Genomic DNA, 16,745 nt, shown 5'->3' on the forward strand with positions numbered 1-16,745 from the left:
GATCAGTCCTCCCATTCCGGGAAGAGCTTTCGCGGGTCGATGTCGCGATAGTCCGGCGCCAGAAAGGGGTTCAGCCCGTCATAGCACCCGGTCCGCCGGCGGAACGCCATCGCGAAGTGCTCGAGCAAGAGGCAATCGCTGCCCGCCATCAACGCCTCCCCGATCCCCGCGATGATGATCTCAATGACGATGCCGAACTCGTAGGCCCCGGCGTGCAAGAGCCGCATGAGAACCTCGTCTGTGTAGATCCCAGAGGATGGCGGCAGCGCCGCCTTGTGAAGATAGGACCCCACCATGTCCCTCAGCATCTCTTCGTCCCCCGTGAAGGACAGAGGCCTCAGCGCGATCGGATAAAACCGCCGGGCGAGTTGCGGATCGAAGTTGAGCATCTTCCTGACCTCGGGCATGCCTGACAAGATGATGGAAATCGGCCACTCGGGATGCTGCATCAGGGATTTCAGGGTATTGATGACGTTCTGAATTACCTGCTTGCTCTGCGAGGTTTTCAGATCCTGAACTTCATCGATGTGCAGAAAGAGCGTCTGGCGCTTCTGGAGGAGTTCCCGGACAATTCCCCAAATGATCGTGGCCGAACGATCACGCTTCAGGTCGTAACCGAGCGCAGTCAGAGCGGTCCTCCCCACTTCTTTGAGTGAGGCCGGGGACGGCACCCGAAAGCTGATCACATCGGCGCGCTCCCGACCCGGATCTGGCAGCACAAGTTCGGGATGACGTTTCAGGAGATGCTCAATGACGGTGCTCTTCCCACTCCCTGAGGCGCCGAGGAGCGCGATACCGCGCCCCTCTCTGACAACACCCTGCCGGATCTCCTCTCGGCGCCCGTAGAGACGCCTGTCAAATTCCGTACGCAGGGTGGTCTGCACATCTCTGCGGTAATGCAGGCCTTCGAGCACCGTGATGGTCTCGGCGATCTGTGCGTGGGTCATTCGTCGTCCTCCATGCCCCATGACCGGCCCTTGTCCTCATTGTTGTCCGGTTCCTCCGGGGTCGTATTCGGGGTCTCGTCGGGGTGCGGATTGAAGAGATCCGGCGCCCGGTCCCCGAGCGGGACTTCCGAGCCGATCGCATCGGGCGATTTCGGGAGATCAATCGAGGGCTGGTCCTGAGGCCGGATGGTCAAACCGAGATGGAGCTGGCGCTCTTCGCGCGCGAGGTCTTCCGGGGTCAGGAACGGGATCGTGACGTTGAATTTCTCGATCTGTTCGGCATTGATTTCTTCGACCTTGCGAAGGGCCCGCTCCACGACATCTTGCCTCAGCTCCGCACGCTGACCGTAGCGCAGACCCAGCTCCCGCGATGCGAGGCGCCACTGCCCCAGAGAGACCCCCTCAAAGCAGGGTTGGATCGCATGGGCCTGAACCCAGCCTTTGCCGTTCCAGACCAGCACAAAGCCCAGATCCTCGGGATTGGCGCGCACGCGCACCACGTCGCCATGGGCACGCTTGTGGAGGTCCCGCAGGTATCCGCAGACGTAATTGATGCCGCAGACAGTGACCCCGCGACCGGTGAGCTTGCGCTCGGTCTCATTGCCGAACACCGCAGCACGCTGGATCGCGCCGGGATATGGCAACGAACCCCATTTCGCGGAGAGACGCTCCCAGCAATCCGCCGGTGTTTCCCCCCCAAGACCCTGGTGCGGTGAGTTATGGTAGATATCGACCACGTGGATTGTGAGGATCCGCATGAGAGTCTCTTTCGTATGGACGGCGAGATCCTCGGAGGGGTAATCCCCCCGTTCTTTGGGGTTGGAAAAGGTCCGCCCCGCCAGCTTTGGCATGATCTGGGTGCCAAAAGTGCGAAACACACGCTCGATCTTCGGCCGGAGCCACGGCTTGTCCCCGGGCGGCGAAGCAATCATGCCTCCGAGGGCCAACAGGGACACCTGAAAGGTCTCGTCAACGAAAGCCGGACCGAGATCTGCCGAGACCAGGCCAAGACCACCCCCCTGATGCCACGGGCTTTCGCATCCGGCGGCCCGCGCAAGATCCGTCTTGTCCCGCGTCATCAGCGACAGGAGCCGGACGGCATCTGCACCATTCGGCTGATCCGCCAGATGCATGCCAACAATGCAGCGCGTGGCGCAGCAGATGCCGACATAGAGCCATAGACGCGTTGTCTCGAGCGTCTTGCGGACCTCGTCTGACAGGCTCTCAAGGGCTCCAATCTGATCGACGACGGTGAGCACATCGACCTTCCACTCGTCGGTCTCGAGGCGCCCCATGGGGAAACTCGCCTTGATACCGTCTTCATAGGCACCAAACTTCCGGACTGCGGCTGCCGCCCCGTATCGCTGGGCATAGGTCGCGAACGGGTCGAGCCTGGAGATCCGTCTGGCGATGGTGCGATTCGACGGGAGGCTGTAGGGTTCAAGCCCCACCGCTTCACGCTCGCGGTTCAGTTTGCGGACGGTTTCCCGCACTTTTTTGGTCACATCTCGGATCGTCGGCCTCTGGAACGACGCGTATGCCTTGATGCCCTCGCTCACCGCCTTCTCGACCAGCACGGGAAACCGGGTTCTGCGATTGCCAGATCGATGGGTTCGCGGAATGAGGCTGCGCGGATCCCGCCCGGACTTTTCCCAGCGGCGCACCCAGGCGAGAAGCGTCGTCGCCCCCGGCGCGGTCCGCTTGTAGCATTTCTTCCCGGCGCGCTTGGCTTTCGCGGTGATGTGCTGGCGATGCGCTTCCTGTTGATCCACCTCCCGTTCGAGATCGGGAAGAATTGCCGTGGTCGACCGAAAGGTCCGGACGACCTCTCCCGCCTTCTCCCGTGACAGAAAGGCCATTACATAGGCGAGGCGCCACAGCATCAACAACTGATCATCCCGATCGAGATCGGCGACAGACTCGACCGGAGACATCTGGCTGCACGCCGCGGTCTCCGGCGCGAAAGCGTTGCGTTTGAAATCCGCGTCCCCGCTCGCGAGGAGATCTGCCAATTCCTGATGCGTGAAGCTGCGCGCCCGCCGAGCGCCCTCCAGTTCGATCAGGACGACACCTTCGGAATTGGTCTCGGCGACGCCATATCGGACCCCGTCGATGATCCAGAGATCTTGTTCTGTCGTATGAATGCGCCTGGTCATGACAGCTCACCCCGCTGCACCAGAGTGTCCGGTGTGATTTCGGCGGCAAGGTCCGCGACCAGTCGCCCATCATAGAGCGCAGGCAGAAGCGCCCCGAAACCGTCAGGTCCGATATCCAGCGCCTCAATGATGTCCCTCAGGTGCAGGGGATAGCTCAGGCTCGGAAGGACCGTAGCGACGCGGGTTATGTGCTCTGGCCGGATATGCGGGCGAAACATCAGCAACCGCTGGGCATTCAGAGCTTCGTCCCGCGTGAAGTCCGCGTCCGTGATCAGGATGAGCCGGTTTGCGTAATCTTTGCGCAATGCGGCCCGAATGGCCTTCAGCTCCGCCTGGAAGTCCTGCTTTGCAGCTTTGGCCACCGGTTTGACCGCCACTGCCACCCGGGTTCCGTCCCGGTGGATCCACAGAAAATCGAACGTATGCGAGCGGGTCCTGCCGCTGGGATCGGTGTAGCGGATCGCCGGCGGCTGCTCGAGGATATCGCGCGTGACCGGCTTGACCCGCAGAATGCAGTAAACCTTCATCTCAAGGAGGCTTTCGAATTGGGTTATCTGCTGCTTGCCCGGATGGAACGCAGGGTCCGTCAGCGCACCGCGACCGCTGGCCCTGGACCGCTTTGCGATCCGTCGGCTCGAGCGGCTCGGATTGGGGGGATAGAACACAAGGTCGGCCTCTTGGCCGATGGGGCCGTCAGGAAGGCGGCCAAAGTTGAAGTTATCTTTCATAATCGGTCGATGGTCCGCCCGTCGCGCGATCTCCGGCGACGGGGGGCCATCCCTTTCCGAATTTCCGCAGCAGGCCGGGCGCACGGGAGACCCGTGCGGTGGCGGTGCCGCTGATGCGTTGAGAAAAGCCCGCTCGGACAGTGCCGCTCCGCAGCACCGCCAAAGCTTGACTTCCAGTGATTTCTGGGGAAACTCGAAGTATCGGTCAGGAGATCGAAACTTCTAAAAAGGGCTCACGTGTTGCTAGCACGTGGGTCTTTTTGTTTGCCCCGTTGAGACGGGTCTAGGTCATGGCGGCGGCCGTCCCTCCTGTTGAGAATAACGATCCGGGAAGAGCTGCTCCGGAGTGGTCTCCAACGCATCGGCGATCGCTTTTTCAATGCGCTTCGAACGATGCAGACCCCGGCTCACGAGAGACATGGACCCTTGGGTGACCTCGAGGTCTCTGGAGAGTTGCGCCATGGACATGCCGCGGGCCCGAAGCCCTTTCTGGATGCGCTTATGAATCGCCAGATCTCGCCGGTTCCCAGCTGCCATGTGTGATCTCCTCAGCTCTGCCTCGTTCAAATTTGGGCAGAAACTTGAGGCCGTTGTCAAAGGAAAATACCCCTAATCCACTGTTATAATTGCAGAAATGAAGCCGTCCAATTGGTCGGTTTCGCCATTCTACTCATTTGGGAACAGTGACTTAGCATCTGGACTGCGGGCGAAAGATAGGCTCAGATCATTCAGCGGGTTTCTGACAAGGAGGGCCTCATGGGTCCCGAAGATATGGATCTGACAGAATCAGATTTGCATCGCATCTGCGCCGAAGCGTTCAAATCAGTCCGTGAGAGACCAGAAATGACCTGGTCCAAGATGGCTGACGATCTCGGAATCAGTAAAAAGTCAGTGGAGCGCTACAAGAACGGAGAACGCGATGTTCCGCTTTCCGTCTGGCTCAAATTCTGCCACCAATATCAGTACGTCGATCATCGTATTGCCATCGCGGTAACACCAGTTGGCTCCGATCACCCTGAATCTGAGACCTCGCTGCCGCAGCAGCGTTCGACCCGACCGGATCTGTCATGGTGGCAGTGGCTGCGTGGTCACTTGCGGCTTATCCGAAGACTTGGCCCTCGAGGGGCGACATCAGATCCCTGGCGCAATGTTCGGGATTGGATATTGATGGTCGCTTGTGCGTTCACCCTGCTCAAATTCCTCCATACCAAAGCCGGTCTCCACTTTGGTCTCACCAACACCTACGCGGACCCGCTCCTGTTGATCTCCATCCTGCTTTCTGCGGTGTTCGGATACGCGCTGATCGAGGATTTCGTGCGAAAGCGCTATTTCCTCGGAGCGAACAGGTAGGGATCGATGGACACCTGAGGTGTTCGTCGCCAGAACGTGCCGTCCGTTCCAACGGAAGTCTGCAGATATATATCGAGTTTCTGGACACCGCCGCTACGGCCGCCACGTGCGCGAATGGGTTGGAGAGGCAGATCCAATCGATCCGTGCAAGCGTCCCTTCGTTTCGCTCCACCGCTGAACAGTGGCCGAAAATCTGCATCATGCCGGCAAGCCAGACAATGCTCAGCGCCGGACGTCGCCCACGGATTTCAGGCTTTCGAGTTTAGAAGAATTGCGATGGCCCTCGGCCCGAGCGGACATTTGGCCGTGAAATGCATTTTGGAGATTGTTTGACAGGTATCCGGGGGTCCGATAACCCGTCGTCATTCTCAGGGCAGGGTGAAATTCCCTACCGGCGGTGATAGCCCGCGAGCGCCATTCTTCGGGATGGGTCAGCAGATCCGGTGTAATTCCGGGGCCGACGGTCATAGTCCGGATGGAAGAGGATGATGTTCGTGCGCCGAAAGGTGCGCGGGCGTCCTTTTGCTCTGGGATTCTGTCATTTTGAAAGGATCAAGAGCAATGACAAAATCCCCAAGTTTCGCATTCATTAAGGCATGTTGGCATGCTGATATTGTCAATCAGGCGCTCGTCGGGTTCGAGCAGCGCATAGGCGAATTGCATCCCGATGCGGTGATCGCCACGTTCGACGTGCCGGGTGCTTTCGAGATGCCGCTTCTTGCACAAAAGCTGGCCCAAACAGGAAAATATGATGCAATAGCCTGTGCGGCCCTAGTTGTTGATGGGGGCATCTACCGCCACGATTTTGTTGCGCAGGCCGTCGTGACTGGATTGATGGAAGCTGGGCTGAAAACGGGCGTGCCAGTGCTTTCGGTTTCGCTGACGCCACATCACTTCCAGCCGACTCCAGAACATCAGGCCTTCTTTTACGACCACTTTGTAAAGAAAGGGCGCGAAGCTGCTGAGGCTGCCGTCGATGTTGCGGCGCTGCATTTGAGACAGAACTCTGTCGCGCGGGATGCCGCCTAGGGACTGGCCAGCAGATCAGATGGTGGGTGGATTGGTGGTTTCGAGTGTGATCAGGCGTTGTGCAGTGAACTTGTCGGTAATCAAGAGATCAATGATACCGGTATTCAAGGCACCCCTGATCGCTTCCGTCTTAGCCTTTCCGCCCGCCAAGGCCATTACACGGTCTACCTTTGACAATTCCTCAAGCGTCATTCCAATTACGCGATCATCAAGTGGGCTTTTGACATTGGCGCCCTCGGTATTAAAAAACCTCAGGCTCATGTCGCCGACCGCACCGGAATCGGTTAGGTCTGCCAGCTCGCGCGGCGAGAAGATGTTGCCGCTTCGGGCCAGCATACCTGACGGTTCGACCGCACCAATCCCGACAATTGCAAGTGAGATCCGGGAAAAAAGGTCCATCGTCTCGCGCACATACGTATCGCTCAGCAAAACCAATTTGGCCTCACGGGATTGCGCGACGCCAGGCGCGCTCAGAACATGTGGCTCCGCACCCGTCAGTTTGGCCATCCGCGTCACCAGCTGATTAGCGTGCATCTGGACAGTGGGGTTTCCCATACCACCCAACATCTGCACAACGTATTTGGCCTTTCCTGACTTCATCGGGTGTATGTTCTGGACCATTTGCAGAATGGTCTCGGACCAACTCGAAACTCCGATGATTTCGTCAGTCTGAAGAGTCGCTTCTATAAAGAAGGCAGCGGCCTCGCCGATCCGGGCCATGATTGCACCGTCTCGGTCCTCAGTGCATTCTACAACAATTGCCTCGGCAAGATCGAATTTCTCGCGCAGGCTGGTTTCCAGTTCTGCATATGTACCTGAGGGAGAAACGACTGTTGTGCGAACGATCTCTTCTTGTTGCGCCTTCTTAAGCATTCTTGAGACCGTAGCCTGTGAGATCCGAAGATGGTCTGCGATGTCTGCCTGGCGCTGCCCCTCGACGTGATACATCTGCGCCACACGTGCGATCAGGCGAAGTTCATTTACACGGGCCATCGGGTCTCCAGGTTCACCAATGCTCTGAATATTTATTCATTATATGGGTGCAAGAGTCCGGGCAACGGCTTTTCTCCAGACATCCAGATTTGTCTGCCGAGCCTCCGGGGTCATGGTGGGTAGGATCTCTGGTCCGTGATGCGCGAGCCGGCCAACCTCTTCAAGGTCTTGCCAAAAGCCGGTGGCCAGCCCGGCAAGATGGGCCGCGCCCAAGGCCGAGACTTCGGCGTTCCGGCAAGGCGTGATGGTATGGTTGAGGTAGTCGGCGACCATCTGCATCAAAAAGGTGTTCTTGCTAGGCCCCCCGTCAACCGAAAGTCGCCCGATGCCTTTGGCTGCGGCGGTCATGATCGTAAAGACATCATGGACCTGAAGGGCGATGCTTTCTGTCGCGGCACGAGCGACATGCGCCGGGCCGCTGCCAAATGACAAGCCTGAGATCATCCCGCGCGCTTCTGAATTCCAATGCGGCGCACCGAGGCCGACATGAGCTGGAACAAGAGCTGTTCCTTGGGTGCTTTGAACGGTCTGAGCGAGCTCCAGCAGGTGCTCGACATCGGGCAGCCCCAAGAGTTCCGCAGTCCATGGCAGGATCGAGGCGCTGACCAGAATGTTGCCCTCAAAGGCGTAGGTCGATTTGCCGTCCAGAGACCACGCGATCGTGGTTGTGATCCCGGCAGGTGGAGCGATGAATTCCGGGATCGTGGTCATCACGGACGAGCCAGTGCCGAATGTGATCTTTCCGTCGCCATGATTGAAAGCGCCATGCCCGAAAAGCGCCGCGTGCGAATCTCCAATAGCCGAGGCAATGGGAACGCCGTCGGGAACCGCATCGACATTCCGTGTTTCCGCGAAGAGATGCGCGCTGTCATGTACCTCGGGCAAAAATGATGTCCGAATGCCAAAGATTTCGCACAGGTCTTCATCCCAGCATCCCTCGGCCAGATTGAAAAGCTGCGTGCGGGCAGCGTTAGAGCGGTCAGTGGCATGGATCTTGCCGCCCGAAAGCTTCCAGATCAGCCAGCTGTCCACTGTGCCAATGCAGATGTCTGGCACCTCGTTGCCGTAGTGCTCCACCAGCCAAGCTGCTTTTGTTGGCGGAAAGAGCGGATCCAGAGGAAGGCCGGTGCGGGCGATAACCATGGGCTCATGGCCTGCGTCTATCAGGGCCTGGCAGGACTTAGCGGTTCGGCGGCATTGCCATGTCACAACCGGACCCAACGGCGCTCCGGTCTGGCGGTCCCAAATCAGGATCGACTCGCGTTGGTTCGAGAGGCCTATTGCGACAATCTCGGTATCGGGGGCAGCGGCCAGACAGTCGGTCATGGCCTGTTGCGTGGCCTCCCAGATCAGGTTCGCATCTTGCTGGACCCAGCCTGACTGAGGGTATTCGATAGGAACTGGCGCGGAGCCGCTGGCGATGATGTCGCCCGTCTGCGTTACGAGGATAGCCTTCGAATTTGTCGTGCCCTCATCAATCGCTAGAATAGCTCGTTGCGCCATGTCTTATCCCTTCCGCTCCAACAGGGCCTGGGCGCTATCAGCAATCGCTGCGGGCGACATGCCGAAATCATTCAGCAAGTCATTGGCCGACGCCGTATGGGCAAAGATCCCTGGCACGCCGAGACGTGTCATAGGCACGGGGGCCTGATCGACGACCACTTCGGCCACAGCACTGCCAAGCCCGCCAAAGGTGGTATGCTCTTCGCAGGTCAGGATCGCCCCGGTCTCATTCGCCGCACGGACTACGGCGGCCTCGTCGATGGGGCGCACACTGGCCATGTTCAACACGCGGGCGTCGATCCCGCTGGCCCCAAGCAGATCTGCTGCGATCATTGACCGATGTGTCAGAACGCCATTCGCAATGATCGTCAAATCACCGCCTTCGCGCAGGTAGTTTGCCTTTCCAAGCTCAAAGACGTGATCCTCGGGCAATACATCGGGAACGCCGACTCGGCTGAGGCGCAGAAAGCACCCCCCGCGATAGGCAGCGGCCCATTTGATGACAGCGGCGGTCTCGACCCGGTCTGCGGGAGCGATAACCGGCACATTGGGCAGAGCGCGGATCCATGCAAAATCTTCGATAGAATGATGGGTTGGCCCAAGTTCGCCGTAGGCCATGCCGGACGAGATACCCACCAGTTTAACATTTGCCTCTGAATAGGCGACATCAGCCTTGATCTGTTCCAGCGCCCTGCCCGTCAGGAATGGCGATGCGGCGCAAACGAACGGGATCTTGCCACCATTGGCCAAACCCGCTCCTACGCCGACCATGTTCTGTTCGGCGATCCCGACGTTGATCAGCCGCTCCGGGAACTTGTCGCGAAATCCCGCCAGCTTGGATGAGCCGACAGAATCGTTGCACACCGCGACAATATCGGTGTTGTCACTGCCAAGCGCCTCGAGCACCGACGTAAATGCATCCCGGCAATCGTGCAGCTTCGCGCCTTCGTACGGGTTGCTCATTCCAATGCTCCCTCAAGCTCGGCCATAGCCTGTTTGTACTGCTCTTCGTTCGGGACCTTGTGGTGCCATGCGACGTTGTCGGACATGAATGAAATGCCTTGGCCTTTGTTTGTATGGGCCACGATGCATTTCGGTTTTCCGGCAGTGATCGTGCCTGGCGACAGTGCGGAGCAGATCTCATCCATGTCGTGCCCGTCGATCTCTTCGACGGCCCAACCGAAGGCTTCCAGTTTCGGCGCTAGCGGTGCCAGGTTGTTGGTCTCGGCCAGCCGTGCCCCCTGCTGCAGGCGATTGTGATCAATGATAAGGGTGAGGTTGTCGAGGTTGAACTGGGCGGCGGCCATGATGGCTTCCCAATTGGAGCCTTCCTGCATTTCACCGTCCCCTGTGATAACGAAGGTCCGCCAGTTTTCGCCATTGAGTTTGGCAGCCTTCGCCATACCGACACCAATCGGCAACCCGTGTCCAAGCGGGCCGGTGTTGGTCTCAACGCCGGGCACCTTAACCCGATTGGGGTGCCCGTTCAGGCGGGACTTGTGCTGAAGGAAGGTGGATATTTCCTCGGCCGGAATGAACCCTTTCTCGGACAGCACAATATACAGCGCAAGGGCTGTGTGCCCCTTGCTCAGCACAAGGCGGTCGCGATGGGGTGCAGCCGGGTTCGCGGGCTCGACATTCATTATCCTGAAATAGAGCGCCGTCAGGATGTCGATCACGGACATCTCACCGCCAATATGTCCTGCGCCAGCTTCAAAAACGGCCTGAAGGTCGCGTCGTCGGATCTTGTTCGCCAGTCTGCTTAGGTCTTCTGGGGTCATTATCGCACCCTTTGCATATTTATTCTGAAATAGATAATCATACGTTCTTGCAATTCGTCAAGATATATCTTTCGATGCTTGATGCAAAATACCCGGCTCAGATCGGTTGACACAAGCTCAGCTCTGAGCTTAGGATTTTCCATCAATCGTGCATAATTATGCGCATGGAGGAAAAAATGACAGACTCACGCGCCAATTCAAAAGATGGCCGCAATCTTGGAGACTACTTTTCTCTGGGTGGCGCAACCGGGCCACTGATTGGTTTGATTCTGCTCTGCGCTTTCCTGACATTTGCGACCGATTCTTTCTTTTCGGTGCGCAACTTCCTCAACATTCTGGATCAGGTCACCGTGATCGGCATCATAGCGGTGGGCATGACCTTCGTCATACTGCTCGGCGGGATCGACCTTTCAGTGGGCTCGGTACTGGCATTGGCGATGATGGTGCTTGGATACCTCAATGTCGAAGCTGGGTTGTCGATGGGCTTGGCGATACCGGCCGCAGTCGCCGCCGCAGCGATTGCGGGCCTGATATCGGGCATTCTGATTACTGAATTCAAGGTGCCGCCCTTCATCGCCACGCTGGCCATGATGTCGATTGCGCGCGGGTTGGCGAGCATGATCACCAACGGGTCCCAGATCATCGGCTTTCCAGCGTGGTTCAACATGGGTGCTATCATCCGTTATGGCGGCGTGCTGACAATGACGGTCGCCGTCATGTTCGTGGTCTTCGCCGTCGCTTTGCTGTTCCAGCGCTACCGTGAGGGCGGACGGGCACTCTACGCGGTGGGGGGAAATCCGGAAGTGGCCCGTCTTGCGGGCATCAACGTGAAACGGGTGACTGTCCTCGTCTACACGGCCTGTGCTGCCTTGTCCGGTTTGGCCGGTGTGCTTTTGGCGGCGCGTCTGGATGCCGTGCAGCCGACAATCGGAATCGCCTACGAGCTGGACGCAATCGCGGCCGTAGTCATCGGTGGAACCAGCCTGTCGGGCGGTACGGGCGGGATCGGTGGAACGATCATCGGCGTTTTGATCATCGGTGTCCTGCGCAACGGGCTGAACCTGCTCAGCGTGTCCCCGTTCTTGCAGGCCGTCATAATCGGATTGGTGATCGTCATGGCGGTTGCTGCCGAAACCTTCAAACAGCGCAAAGCTTAGAATTTGACCGCGGCCTGTGCCGCCGTCATGACCCAGGGCCCGTCAAGAAATCGGGCTCCTCAAGTCCCGCAAGATCGGGCCAACACGACCAACAGAGGAGACTACCAATGACGAAAACACTCAAGGCTATGCTGGCCGCAACCGCACTTGCCGGTATGCTACCTGTCGCCGCTGGAGCTGAAGGCGATGTCGGCCTCGGGATCGAAAAGATCGGTCTGGCCGTGCCGAACCTGCAGGCGGACTTCTTTAACCAGATCAAGCTCGGCGTTGAGAACTACGCAGCGTCTCTGGGCATCGAAGTTATCACCGTTGACGCCAAAGGTGACACGGCCACGCAAGTCAGCCAGGTGCAGGATCTGATGACCCAGGGCATCGATGCCTTCATCTACATCCCCGCCGGTGCGGCTGCGGCTGCCGTCCCGACGCGATTGGCCCGTGCTGAAGGCATTCCGGTAATCAACGTAGACCGTGAACCCGACGGTGAACCTGGCGACACCGTGATCTATGGTGAGAACGTCATGTCCTCCTACGAGGTCTGCTCATCGATTATCGAACGCGCGGGCGGATCGGGCAAGATGGTCATCATCCACGGCCAGAAGGGCACCACCCCCGAAGTCCAGCGTTTCGAAGGCTGCAAGATGGCCATTGATGAAAATCCCGGTGTTGAGCTTGTCGCTCAGCAATGGACCCAGATGTGGTCACCCGACGAAGGCTTCTCCATCGGTCAGAACATGCTGCAGGCGAACCCGGATATCAAAATGATCTTTGGTCAGGCTGACGGAATTGCCATGGGTGCAGCCAAGGCTGTCGAAGCTGCGGGGCTGTCCGATCAGATCGTGGTCGGTGGTTATGATGGCGATGTGGCCGCTCTGGAATCGCTGGCTCGCTGCGACACGCCGTTCGTCGTGACGGCGACCCAAAGCACGCAGGCCATGGGTGTATTGGCGGTGAACTCCGCGATTGCCGCGTCCAAAGGCGCCTCGGTGCCCGCACGCCAAATCCCCAACGCCGTGCTGACCGATTGCGACAACGCAGCCCAATTCGTGGAAAAGCATCCCTAAGGGTTTGAGAAAATGAGCAGCGCAATGACCAATACCCAGACACCTCCTGTTTTAACACTGAAGAACATCACCAAGTCTTTTGGGCCTATCGAAGTGCTTCATGGTGTGGATATGGAGGTCTACCCGGGAGAGGTAGTTGCGCTGCTTGGCGAAAATGGCGCCGGGAAATCAACGCTCTCCAATATCATTTCCGGGACAATCCTTCCGTCCTCCGGTGAAATGACGTGGAGGGGCGCGCGATATGAGCCTGCCACGCCGCGAGAGGCGATCGATGCCGGGGTCGGGATGATCCATCAGGAGCTTCTTCTCCTGCCGCATCTTTCTATCGCGGAGAATGTGTTTGTTGGGCGCTATCCAACGAAGCAGGGACGGATCGACCGACACGAGATGGAGCGGCGTGCACAAATTGGATTGCAGCGCCTTGGCCTTGATGTTTCGCCGCGACGGGTTGTGCAGGGGTTATCAACGGCCAGCCAGCAATTGATCGAGATCGCCAAAGCGCTGACATTGAACGCCAAACTTCTGATTCTCGACGAGCCGACCGCCGCTTTGGGTGGCGAAGAGACCAAGCTGCTTTTTCAGCAAATTGAACGACTCAAAGCCGAAGGCGTCGGGATCATCTATATTTCCCACCGGCTGGAAGAAATCAGACAGATCGCCGACCGCATCGTCGTAATGCGCGATGGCGAGAAGGTGCAGCAGTTTGAAACCGCGGATCTTCCAGTGCGAACCATCGTTGAAGCGATGGTCGGTCGCAACATGGATCAGATGTTTCCCGCGCTGGCCAAGCCAACAGAAGAAACGACCTTCGAAGTGCGGAATCTCAACTCTGCCCTTGGTCACTTCCACGACGTGAACTTTTCGGTGCGCAGGGGTGAGATTTTCGGGATCGCTGGGCTGGTTGGTGCGGGCCGAACTGAACTTGTGCGCGCCTTAGCAGGAGCCGACCCAATAGCAGAAGGGGCAGTTCTTCTCAACGGCGAGGATATTACGCCGAATGCTCCGAACGAGGCGATTGATCATGGTGTCGTTCTGGTGCCCGAGGACCGCAAATTACAGGGTCTGATCCTGAGTCACTCCATCGCGGAAAATATCGCATACGCGAACTTTGAATCTGTCGGCAAGGCAGGTTGGATCAGAAAATCCCGGGTGAAGCAGTTCGCGGCAGAGAACATCAAAAAGTTTGGCGTCAAAGGACGAGGACAACAGAACGCTGGCGAGATGTCGGGCGGGAACCAGCAAAAAGTGGTTATTGCCAAATGGCTGGCAAGGAACCCCAAAGTGGTGCTCTTGGACGAGCCCACACGGGGGATCGACGTAGGCGCACGGTCTTCGATCTATGAAATCATTCACGAGTTGGCGGCCAAAGGTGTAGCCGTGATCGTTGTCAGCTCCGACCTGGAAGAGGTCCTCGGCGTCTCCAATCGCATTATGGTAATGGCCGCAGGACGCCAGACCGGAATTCTGGACCATTCCGAGGCGAACGACGTGTCGGTAATGGAACTGGCAACGGCTTAAACAGAGAAGGAAACTGGGGCATGCGCCGTTTTGAGAACAAAACCGTGGTCATCACAGGCGGCAACCGAGGCATCGGTTTGGCTGTTGCTGAACGCTTTGCTGCTGAGGGCGCCAATGTCGTCATCGCCTCAATTGAACCGCAGGTCGAAAAAGCGGCAGAAAGCCTACGCGCGGTCGGCGCCCAAGCCATCGGCGTGATATGTGATGTCACCGATAGAAACGCGGTTTCCGCACTTTACGACCGTGCTGAACAACAGTTTGGCGGCGTTGATATCTCAATGCACAATGCCGGGATCATCACAATCCGCCGCGTCGAGGATCTCACCGAAGCCGATTGGGATACCACGATGGCTGTAAACACCAAGGGGGTGTTCCTCTGCTGCCAGGAAGCCATTGCGCGCATGCGCAAGTCTGGCAAGGGTGGGCGCCTGATCAACACGGCTTCGGGTCAGGCACGAGACGGTTTCATCTTCACACCACATTACGCGGCCTCCAAGATGGGTGTGGTCGGGATCACCCAAAGTCTCGCCAAAGAAGTGGCATTGGAGAATATCACCGTCAACGCGATTTGCCCCGGCATCATCCATAGCGACATGTGGGATTATAACGACAGGATTTGGGGCGAGATGTTGGGCGATTATGCCCCTGGCGAGCTGATGAAGGATTGGGTCGAGAACAAGATTCCGATGAAACGCGCGGGCACCGGAAAGGACGTGGCCGGACTGGTGGCGTTCTTGGCCAGCGAGGACGCCGATTATATCACCGGACAGACCATCAATGTGGATGGCGGCCTGATTATGTCGTGACGGACATGGTCGATAATAATGGAAGACAACAGTTGGAGAGGACCTGTGGAAGATATCACGCTGAACGCACCTAAGATGTTTGATCTATCCGGGCGCGTGGCGCTTGTGACCGGGGCCGGCAGCGGCATTGGTCAGCGTATTGCCATGGGACTTGCCCAATGCGGTGCTGATGTGGCCCTGCTTGATCGGCGCACCGATGACGGCGTGGCACAAACCGCTGCCTTCATCGCAAAGACGGGCCGCAAATCAGTTCAGATCGCGGCCGACGTTACCTCGGGCTCAGCACTGGCGGAAGCAGTCAGACAGACCGAAACGGAACTTGGCCCGCTCCGGCTTGCCCTGAACGCTGCTGGAATCGCGAATGCGGCCCCATGTGAAGAAATGGAAGAGGACCAGTATCAGACCTTAATGGATATCAATATGAAGGGTGTCTGGCTGTCCTGCCAGGCCCAGGCGCGCGCGATGCTGGCCCACGGACAAGGCGGATCAATTGTGAACATTGCGTCAATGTCCGGTGTGATTGTGAATAGGGGCCTGAACCAGGTGCACTACAACGCTTCCAAGGCCGGAGTCATCCACATGTCCAAGTCGATGGCGATGGAATGGGTTGACCGCGGAATCCGTGTGAATTCGGTTAGCCCCGGCTACACTGCCACGCCGATGAACACCCGGCCGGAGATGCTCCACCAGACTAAGGACTTCGAAAGCCAGACGCCATTGCAACGCATGGCCAGCGTTGATGAAATGGTGGGGCCAGCAGTGTTCCTTTTGTCTGATGCCGCGTCCTACTGTACCGGCGTTGATCTACTTGTCGATGGTGGGTTCTGCTGCTGGTAACGTGTTGATGATGAGACCGCACTCCGAAGGCATCAACACCGGCTGGTTAAAACAGTCACTCTAGGTGTTCAGGCCCCTCATTTCCAAGGCATGACGAGGTATTTCTCACCTGTTTTCATTTCTCGATAATCGGTCACGGCTTCCTTGGCCAGCATCTCCTCGAGGTCGACTCGCTTCTTGTAGAGACTGGCGAAGGTCGTCGTCAGGTTTTCAAGCACACGCTTGCGCATCCGTCCCACGGTTTCCATTCCAGCAGATTGAATGAAGGGAAACAGGAGCCATCCCGACAGGCTCCAGCCAAAACCGTAACTTCGCGACAAGATCGTCGGGCCAGGGTCCAGACGCCCGTAGATGAACATGCGCTTGTGCTGGTTGGAGCCATAGCGCGAATATTCGGTCATTTTGCCCGCTGCGACCCGCTCCATGGCCTTGAAGACAGTGTCGACCGTTTTTCCTCCGCCGATGGGATCGAACCCGTAGAATGCACCGGTGTCGTCGATGGCCGACCGGAGTTGGTCCATGAAGTCATCATCGGATGAATTCACAACATGGGCGGAGCCCATTTGCCTGAGCAGTTCGACCTGGTCCTGTTTGCGCACGATATTGACCAGATCTATGCCGTCTTCGTTGCAGATCCGGGTCAGCATCTGGCCGAGATTTGAGGCCCCGACCGTATGCAGGATCGCATTTTGCCCATCCATTTTTGCGGTTTCAATAAACCCTAAAGCAGTCATCGGATTGACGAACGCACTCGCCCCGTCCTCGGCCGAATAATCGCCCAGAGGCAGGCACATGGCCGCCTCGACGACACAATACTGGCTGTAAGCATTGCCCGACAAACAGGCGACGCGCTGGCCCATCAGCGCCTTGGCCATATCG

General features: G+C 58.0%; 16 protein-coding genes and 1 riboswitch. Of the genes, 7 read left to right on the forward strand and 9 right to left on the reverse strand.

Annotation, left to right across the window (positions count from 1 at the left end):
* Positions 1-2 precede the first annotated feature (2 nt).
* From FEV53_RS15985 to FEV53_RS16000, 4 genes are all read right to left on the reverse strand, one after another.
* Entirely contained in the window at positions 3-947 is a 945-nt protein-coding gene (locus FEV53_RS15985; protein WP_185962257.1) for a TniB family NTP-binding protein, read from the reverse strand.
* Positions 944-3,103 carry a Mu transposase C-terminal domain-containing protein gene (locus tag FEV53_RS15990; protein WP_142835790.1) on the reverse strand — a complete coding sequence of 720 codons (2,160 nt, stop codon included), beginning with the start codon at positions 3,101-3,103 and terminating at the stop codon, positions 944-946. The genes FEV53_RS15985 and FEV53_RS15990 overlap by 4 nt, the downstream gene beginning before the upstream one ends.
* Positions 3,100-3,831, reverse strand: a complete 732-nt coding sequence (locus tag FEV53_RS15995; protein ID WP_142835791.1) for a TnsA endonuclease N-terminal domain-containing protein — start codon at positions 3,829-3,831, stop codon at positions 3,100-3,102. The genes FEV53_RS15990 and FEV53_RS15995 overlap by 4 nt, the downstream gene beginning before the upstream one ends.
* Positions 3,832-4,119: 288 nt before the next feature.
* A complete protein-coding gene (locus tag FEV53_RS16000; RefSeq protein ID WP_142835792.1) occupies positions 4,120-4,368 on the reverse strand; it encodes a helix-turn-helix domain-containing protein in 249 nt (82 codons plus the stop codon).
* 219 nt (positions 4,369-4,587) lie between these two features.
* Between FEV53_RS16000 and FEV53_RS16005 the strand changes: the two genes are divergently transcribed.
* Together FEV53_RS16005 and FEV53_RS16010 are read left to right on the forward strand one after the other, a co-directional pair.
* Positions 4,588-5,181 (forward strand): helix-turn-helix domain-containing protein, encoded by a 594-nt coding sequence (locus FEV53_RS16005; RefSeq protein WP_142835793.1) that lies wholly within the window; start codon positions 4,588-4,590, stop codon positions 5,179-5,181.
* Positions 5,182-5,541: 360 nt separating this feature from the next.
* Positions 5,542-5,672, forward strand: a riboswitch (FMN riboswitch).
* A gap of 70 nt (positions 5,673-5,742) precedes the next feature.
* Complete coding sequence (locus FEV53_RS16010) at positions 5,743-6,210, forward strand: 6,7-dimethyl-8-ribityllumazine synthase (protein WP_142835794.1); 468 nt, start codon at positions 5,743-5,745, stop codon at positions 6,208-6,210.
* A 15-nt stretch (positions 6,211-6,225) separates the two neighbouring features.
* Here the strand turns inward: FEV53_RS16010 and FEV53_RS16015 are convergent, their stop codons facing one another.
* From FEV53_RS16015 to FEV53_RS16030, 4 genes are read right to left on the reverse strand one after another with little or no spacing between them, the layout of a single operon-like run.
* Positions 6,226-7,203 carry a sugar-binding transcriptional regulator gene (locus FEV53_RS16015; protein ID WP_142835795.1) on the reverse strand — a complete coding sequence of 326 codons (978 nt, stop codon included), beginning with the start codon at positions 7,201-7,203 and terminating at the stop codon, positions 6,226-6,228.
* A 39-nt stretch (positions 7,204-7,242) separates the two neighbouring features.
* Positions 7,243-8,706: an FGGY family carbohydrate kinase gene (locus FEV53_RS16020; protein WP_142835796.1), complete on the reverse strand. Its 1,464-nt coding sequence runs from the start codon at positions 8,704-8,706 to the stop codon at positions 7,243-7,245.
* A 3-nt stretch (positions 8,707-8,709) separates the two neighbouring features.
* Entirely contained in the window at positions 8,710-9,669 is a 960-nt protein-coding gene (locus FEV53_RS16025; RefSeq protein ID WP_142835797.1) for a transketolase family protein, read from the reverse strand.
* The gene (locus FEV53_RS16030) at positions 9,666-10,487 is read right to left on the reverse strand and encodes a transketolase (RefSeq protein WP_142835798.1); all 822 of its coding nucleotides are present in this window, start codon (positions 10,485-10,487) and stop codon (positions 9,666-9,668) included. The genes FEV53_RS16025 and FEV53_RS16030 overlap by 4 nt, the downstream gene beginning before the upstream one ends.
* 158 nt (positions 10,488-10,645) lie before the next feature.
* Between FEV53_RS16030 and FEV53_RS16035 the strand changes: the two genes are divergently transcribed.
* The 5 genes from FEV53_RS16035 to FEV53_RS16055 all read left to right on the forward strand — a co-directional run bounded on the left by FEV53_RS16035 (position 10,646) and on the right by FEV53_RS16055 (position 15,866).
* Complete coding sequence (locus FEV53_RS16035) at positions 10,646-11,644, forward strand: ABC transporter permease (RefSeq protein ID WP_185962258.1); 999 nt, start codon at positions 10,646-10,648, stop codon at positions 11,642-11,644.
* 107 nt (positions 11,645-11,751) lie between these two features.
* On the forward strand, positions 11,752-12,705 hold the full coding sequence (locus FEV53_RS16040; protein ID WP_185962259.1) for a substrate-binding domain-containing protein: 954 nt from the start codon (positions 11,752-11,754) through the stop codon (positions 12,703-12,705).
* A gap of 24 nt (positions 12,706-12,729) precedes the next feature.
* Positions 12,730-14,223: a sugar ABC transporter ATP-binding protein gene (locus FEV53_RS16045; RefSeq protein WP_142835799.1), complete on the forward strand. Its 1,494-nt coding sequence runs from the start codon at positions 12,730-12,732 to the stop codon at positions 14,221-14,223.
* A 20-nt stretch (positions 14,224-14,243) separates the two neighbouring features.
* Entirely contained in the window at positions 14,244-15,029 is a 786-nt protein-coding gene (locus FEV53_RS16050; protein WP_142835800.1) for an SDR family NAD(P)-dependent oxidoreductase, read from the forward strand.
* Positions 15,030-15,074: 45 nt separating this feature from the next.
* Positions 15,075-15,866 carry an SDR family oxidoreductase gene (locus FEV53_RS16055; protein ID WP_142835801.1) on the forward strand — a complete coding sequence of 264 codons (792 nt, stop codon included), beginning with the start codon at positions 15,075-15,077 and terminating at the stop codon, positions 15,864-15,866.
* A gap of 77 nt (positions 15,867-15,943) precedes the next feature.
* Here FEV53_RS16055 and FEV53_RS16060 read toward each other — a convergent pair.
* The coding region (locus FEV53_RS16060) for a zinc-binding dehydrogenase (protein ID WP_142835802.1) at positions 15,944-16,745 on the reverse strand (802 nt) is incomplete at its 5' end.

Origin of the sequence: Palleronia caenipelagi (assembly GCF_007004065.1) — a bacterium.
Taxonomy (GTDB): Bacteria; Pseudomonadota; Alphaproteobacteria; order Rhodobacterales; family Rhodobacteraceae; genus Palleronia; species Palleronia caenipelagi.

Coding starts and splice junctions, on each gene's coding strand:
- FEV53_RS15985 (WP_185962257.1), bottom strand. CDS start 947: ATGACCCACGCACAGATCGCCGAGACCATCACGGTGCTCGAAGGCCTG.
- FEV53_RS15990 (WP_142835790.1), bottom strand. CDS start 3,103: ATGACCAGGCGCATTCATACGACAGAACAAGATCTCTGGATCATCGAC.
- FEV53_RS15995 (WP_142835791.1), bottom strand. CDS start 3,831: ATGAAAGATAACTTCAACTTTGGCCGCCTTCCTGACGGCCCCATCGGC.
- FEV53_RS16000 (WP_142835792.1), bottom strand. CDS start 4,368: ATGGCAGCTGGGAACCGGCGAGATCTGGCGATTCATAAGCGCATCCAG.
- FEV53_RS16005 (WP_142835793.1), top strand. CDS start 4,588: ATGGGTCCCGAAGATATGGATCTGACAGAATCAGATTTGCATCGCATC.
- FEV53_RS16010 (WP_142835794.1), top strand. CDS start 5,743: ATGACAAAATCCCCAAGTTTCGCATTCATTAAGGCATGTTGGCATGCT.
- FEV53_RS16015 (WP_142835795.1), bottom strand. CDS start 7,203: ATGGCCCGTGTAAATGAACTTCGCCTGATCGCACGTGTGGCGCAGATG.
- FEV53_RS16020 (WP_142835796.1), bottom strand. CDS start 8,706: ATGGCGCAACGAGCTATTCTAGCGATTGATGAGGGCACGACAAATTCG.
- FEV53_RS16025 (WP_142835797.1), bottom strand. CDS start 9,669: ATGAGCAACCCGTACGAAGGCGCGAAGCTGCACGATTGCCGGGATGCA.
- FEV53_RS16030 (WP_142835798.1), bottom strand. CDS start 10,487: ATGACCCCAGAAGACCTAAGCAGACTGGCGAACAAGATCCGACGACGC.
- FEV53_RS16035 (WP_185962258.1), top strand. CDS start 10,646: ATGCGCATGGAGGAAAAAATGACAGACTCACGCGCCAATTCAAAAGAT.
- FEV53_RS16040 (WP_185962259.1), top strand. CDS start 11,752: ATGACGAAAACACTCAAGGCTATGCTGGCCGCAACCGCACTTGCCGGT.
- FEV53_RS16045 (WP_142835799.1), top strand. CDS start 12,730: ATGACCAATACCCAGACACCTCCTGTTTTAACACTGAAGAACATCACC.
- FEV53_RS16050 (WP_142835800.1), top strand. CDS start 14,244: ATGCGCCGTTTTGAGAACAAAACCGTGGTCATCACAGGCGGCAACCGA.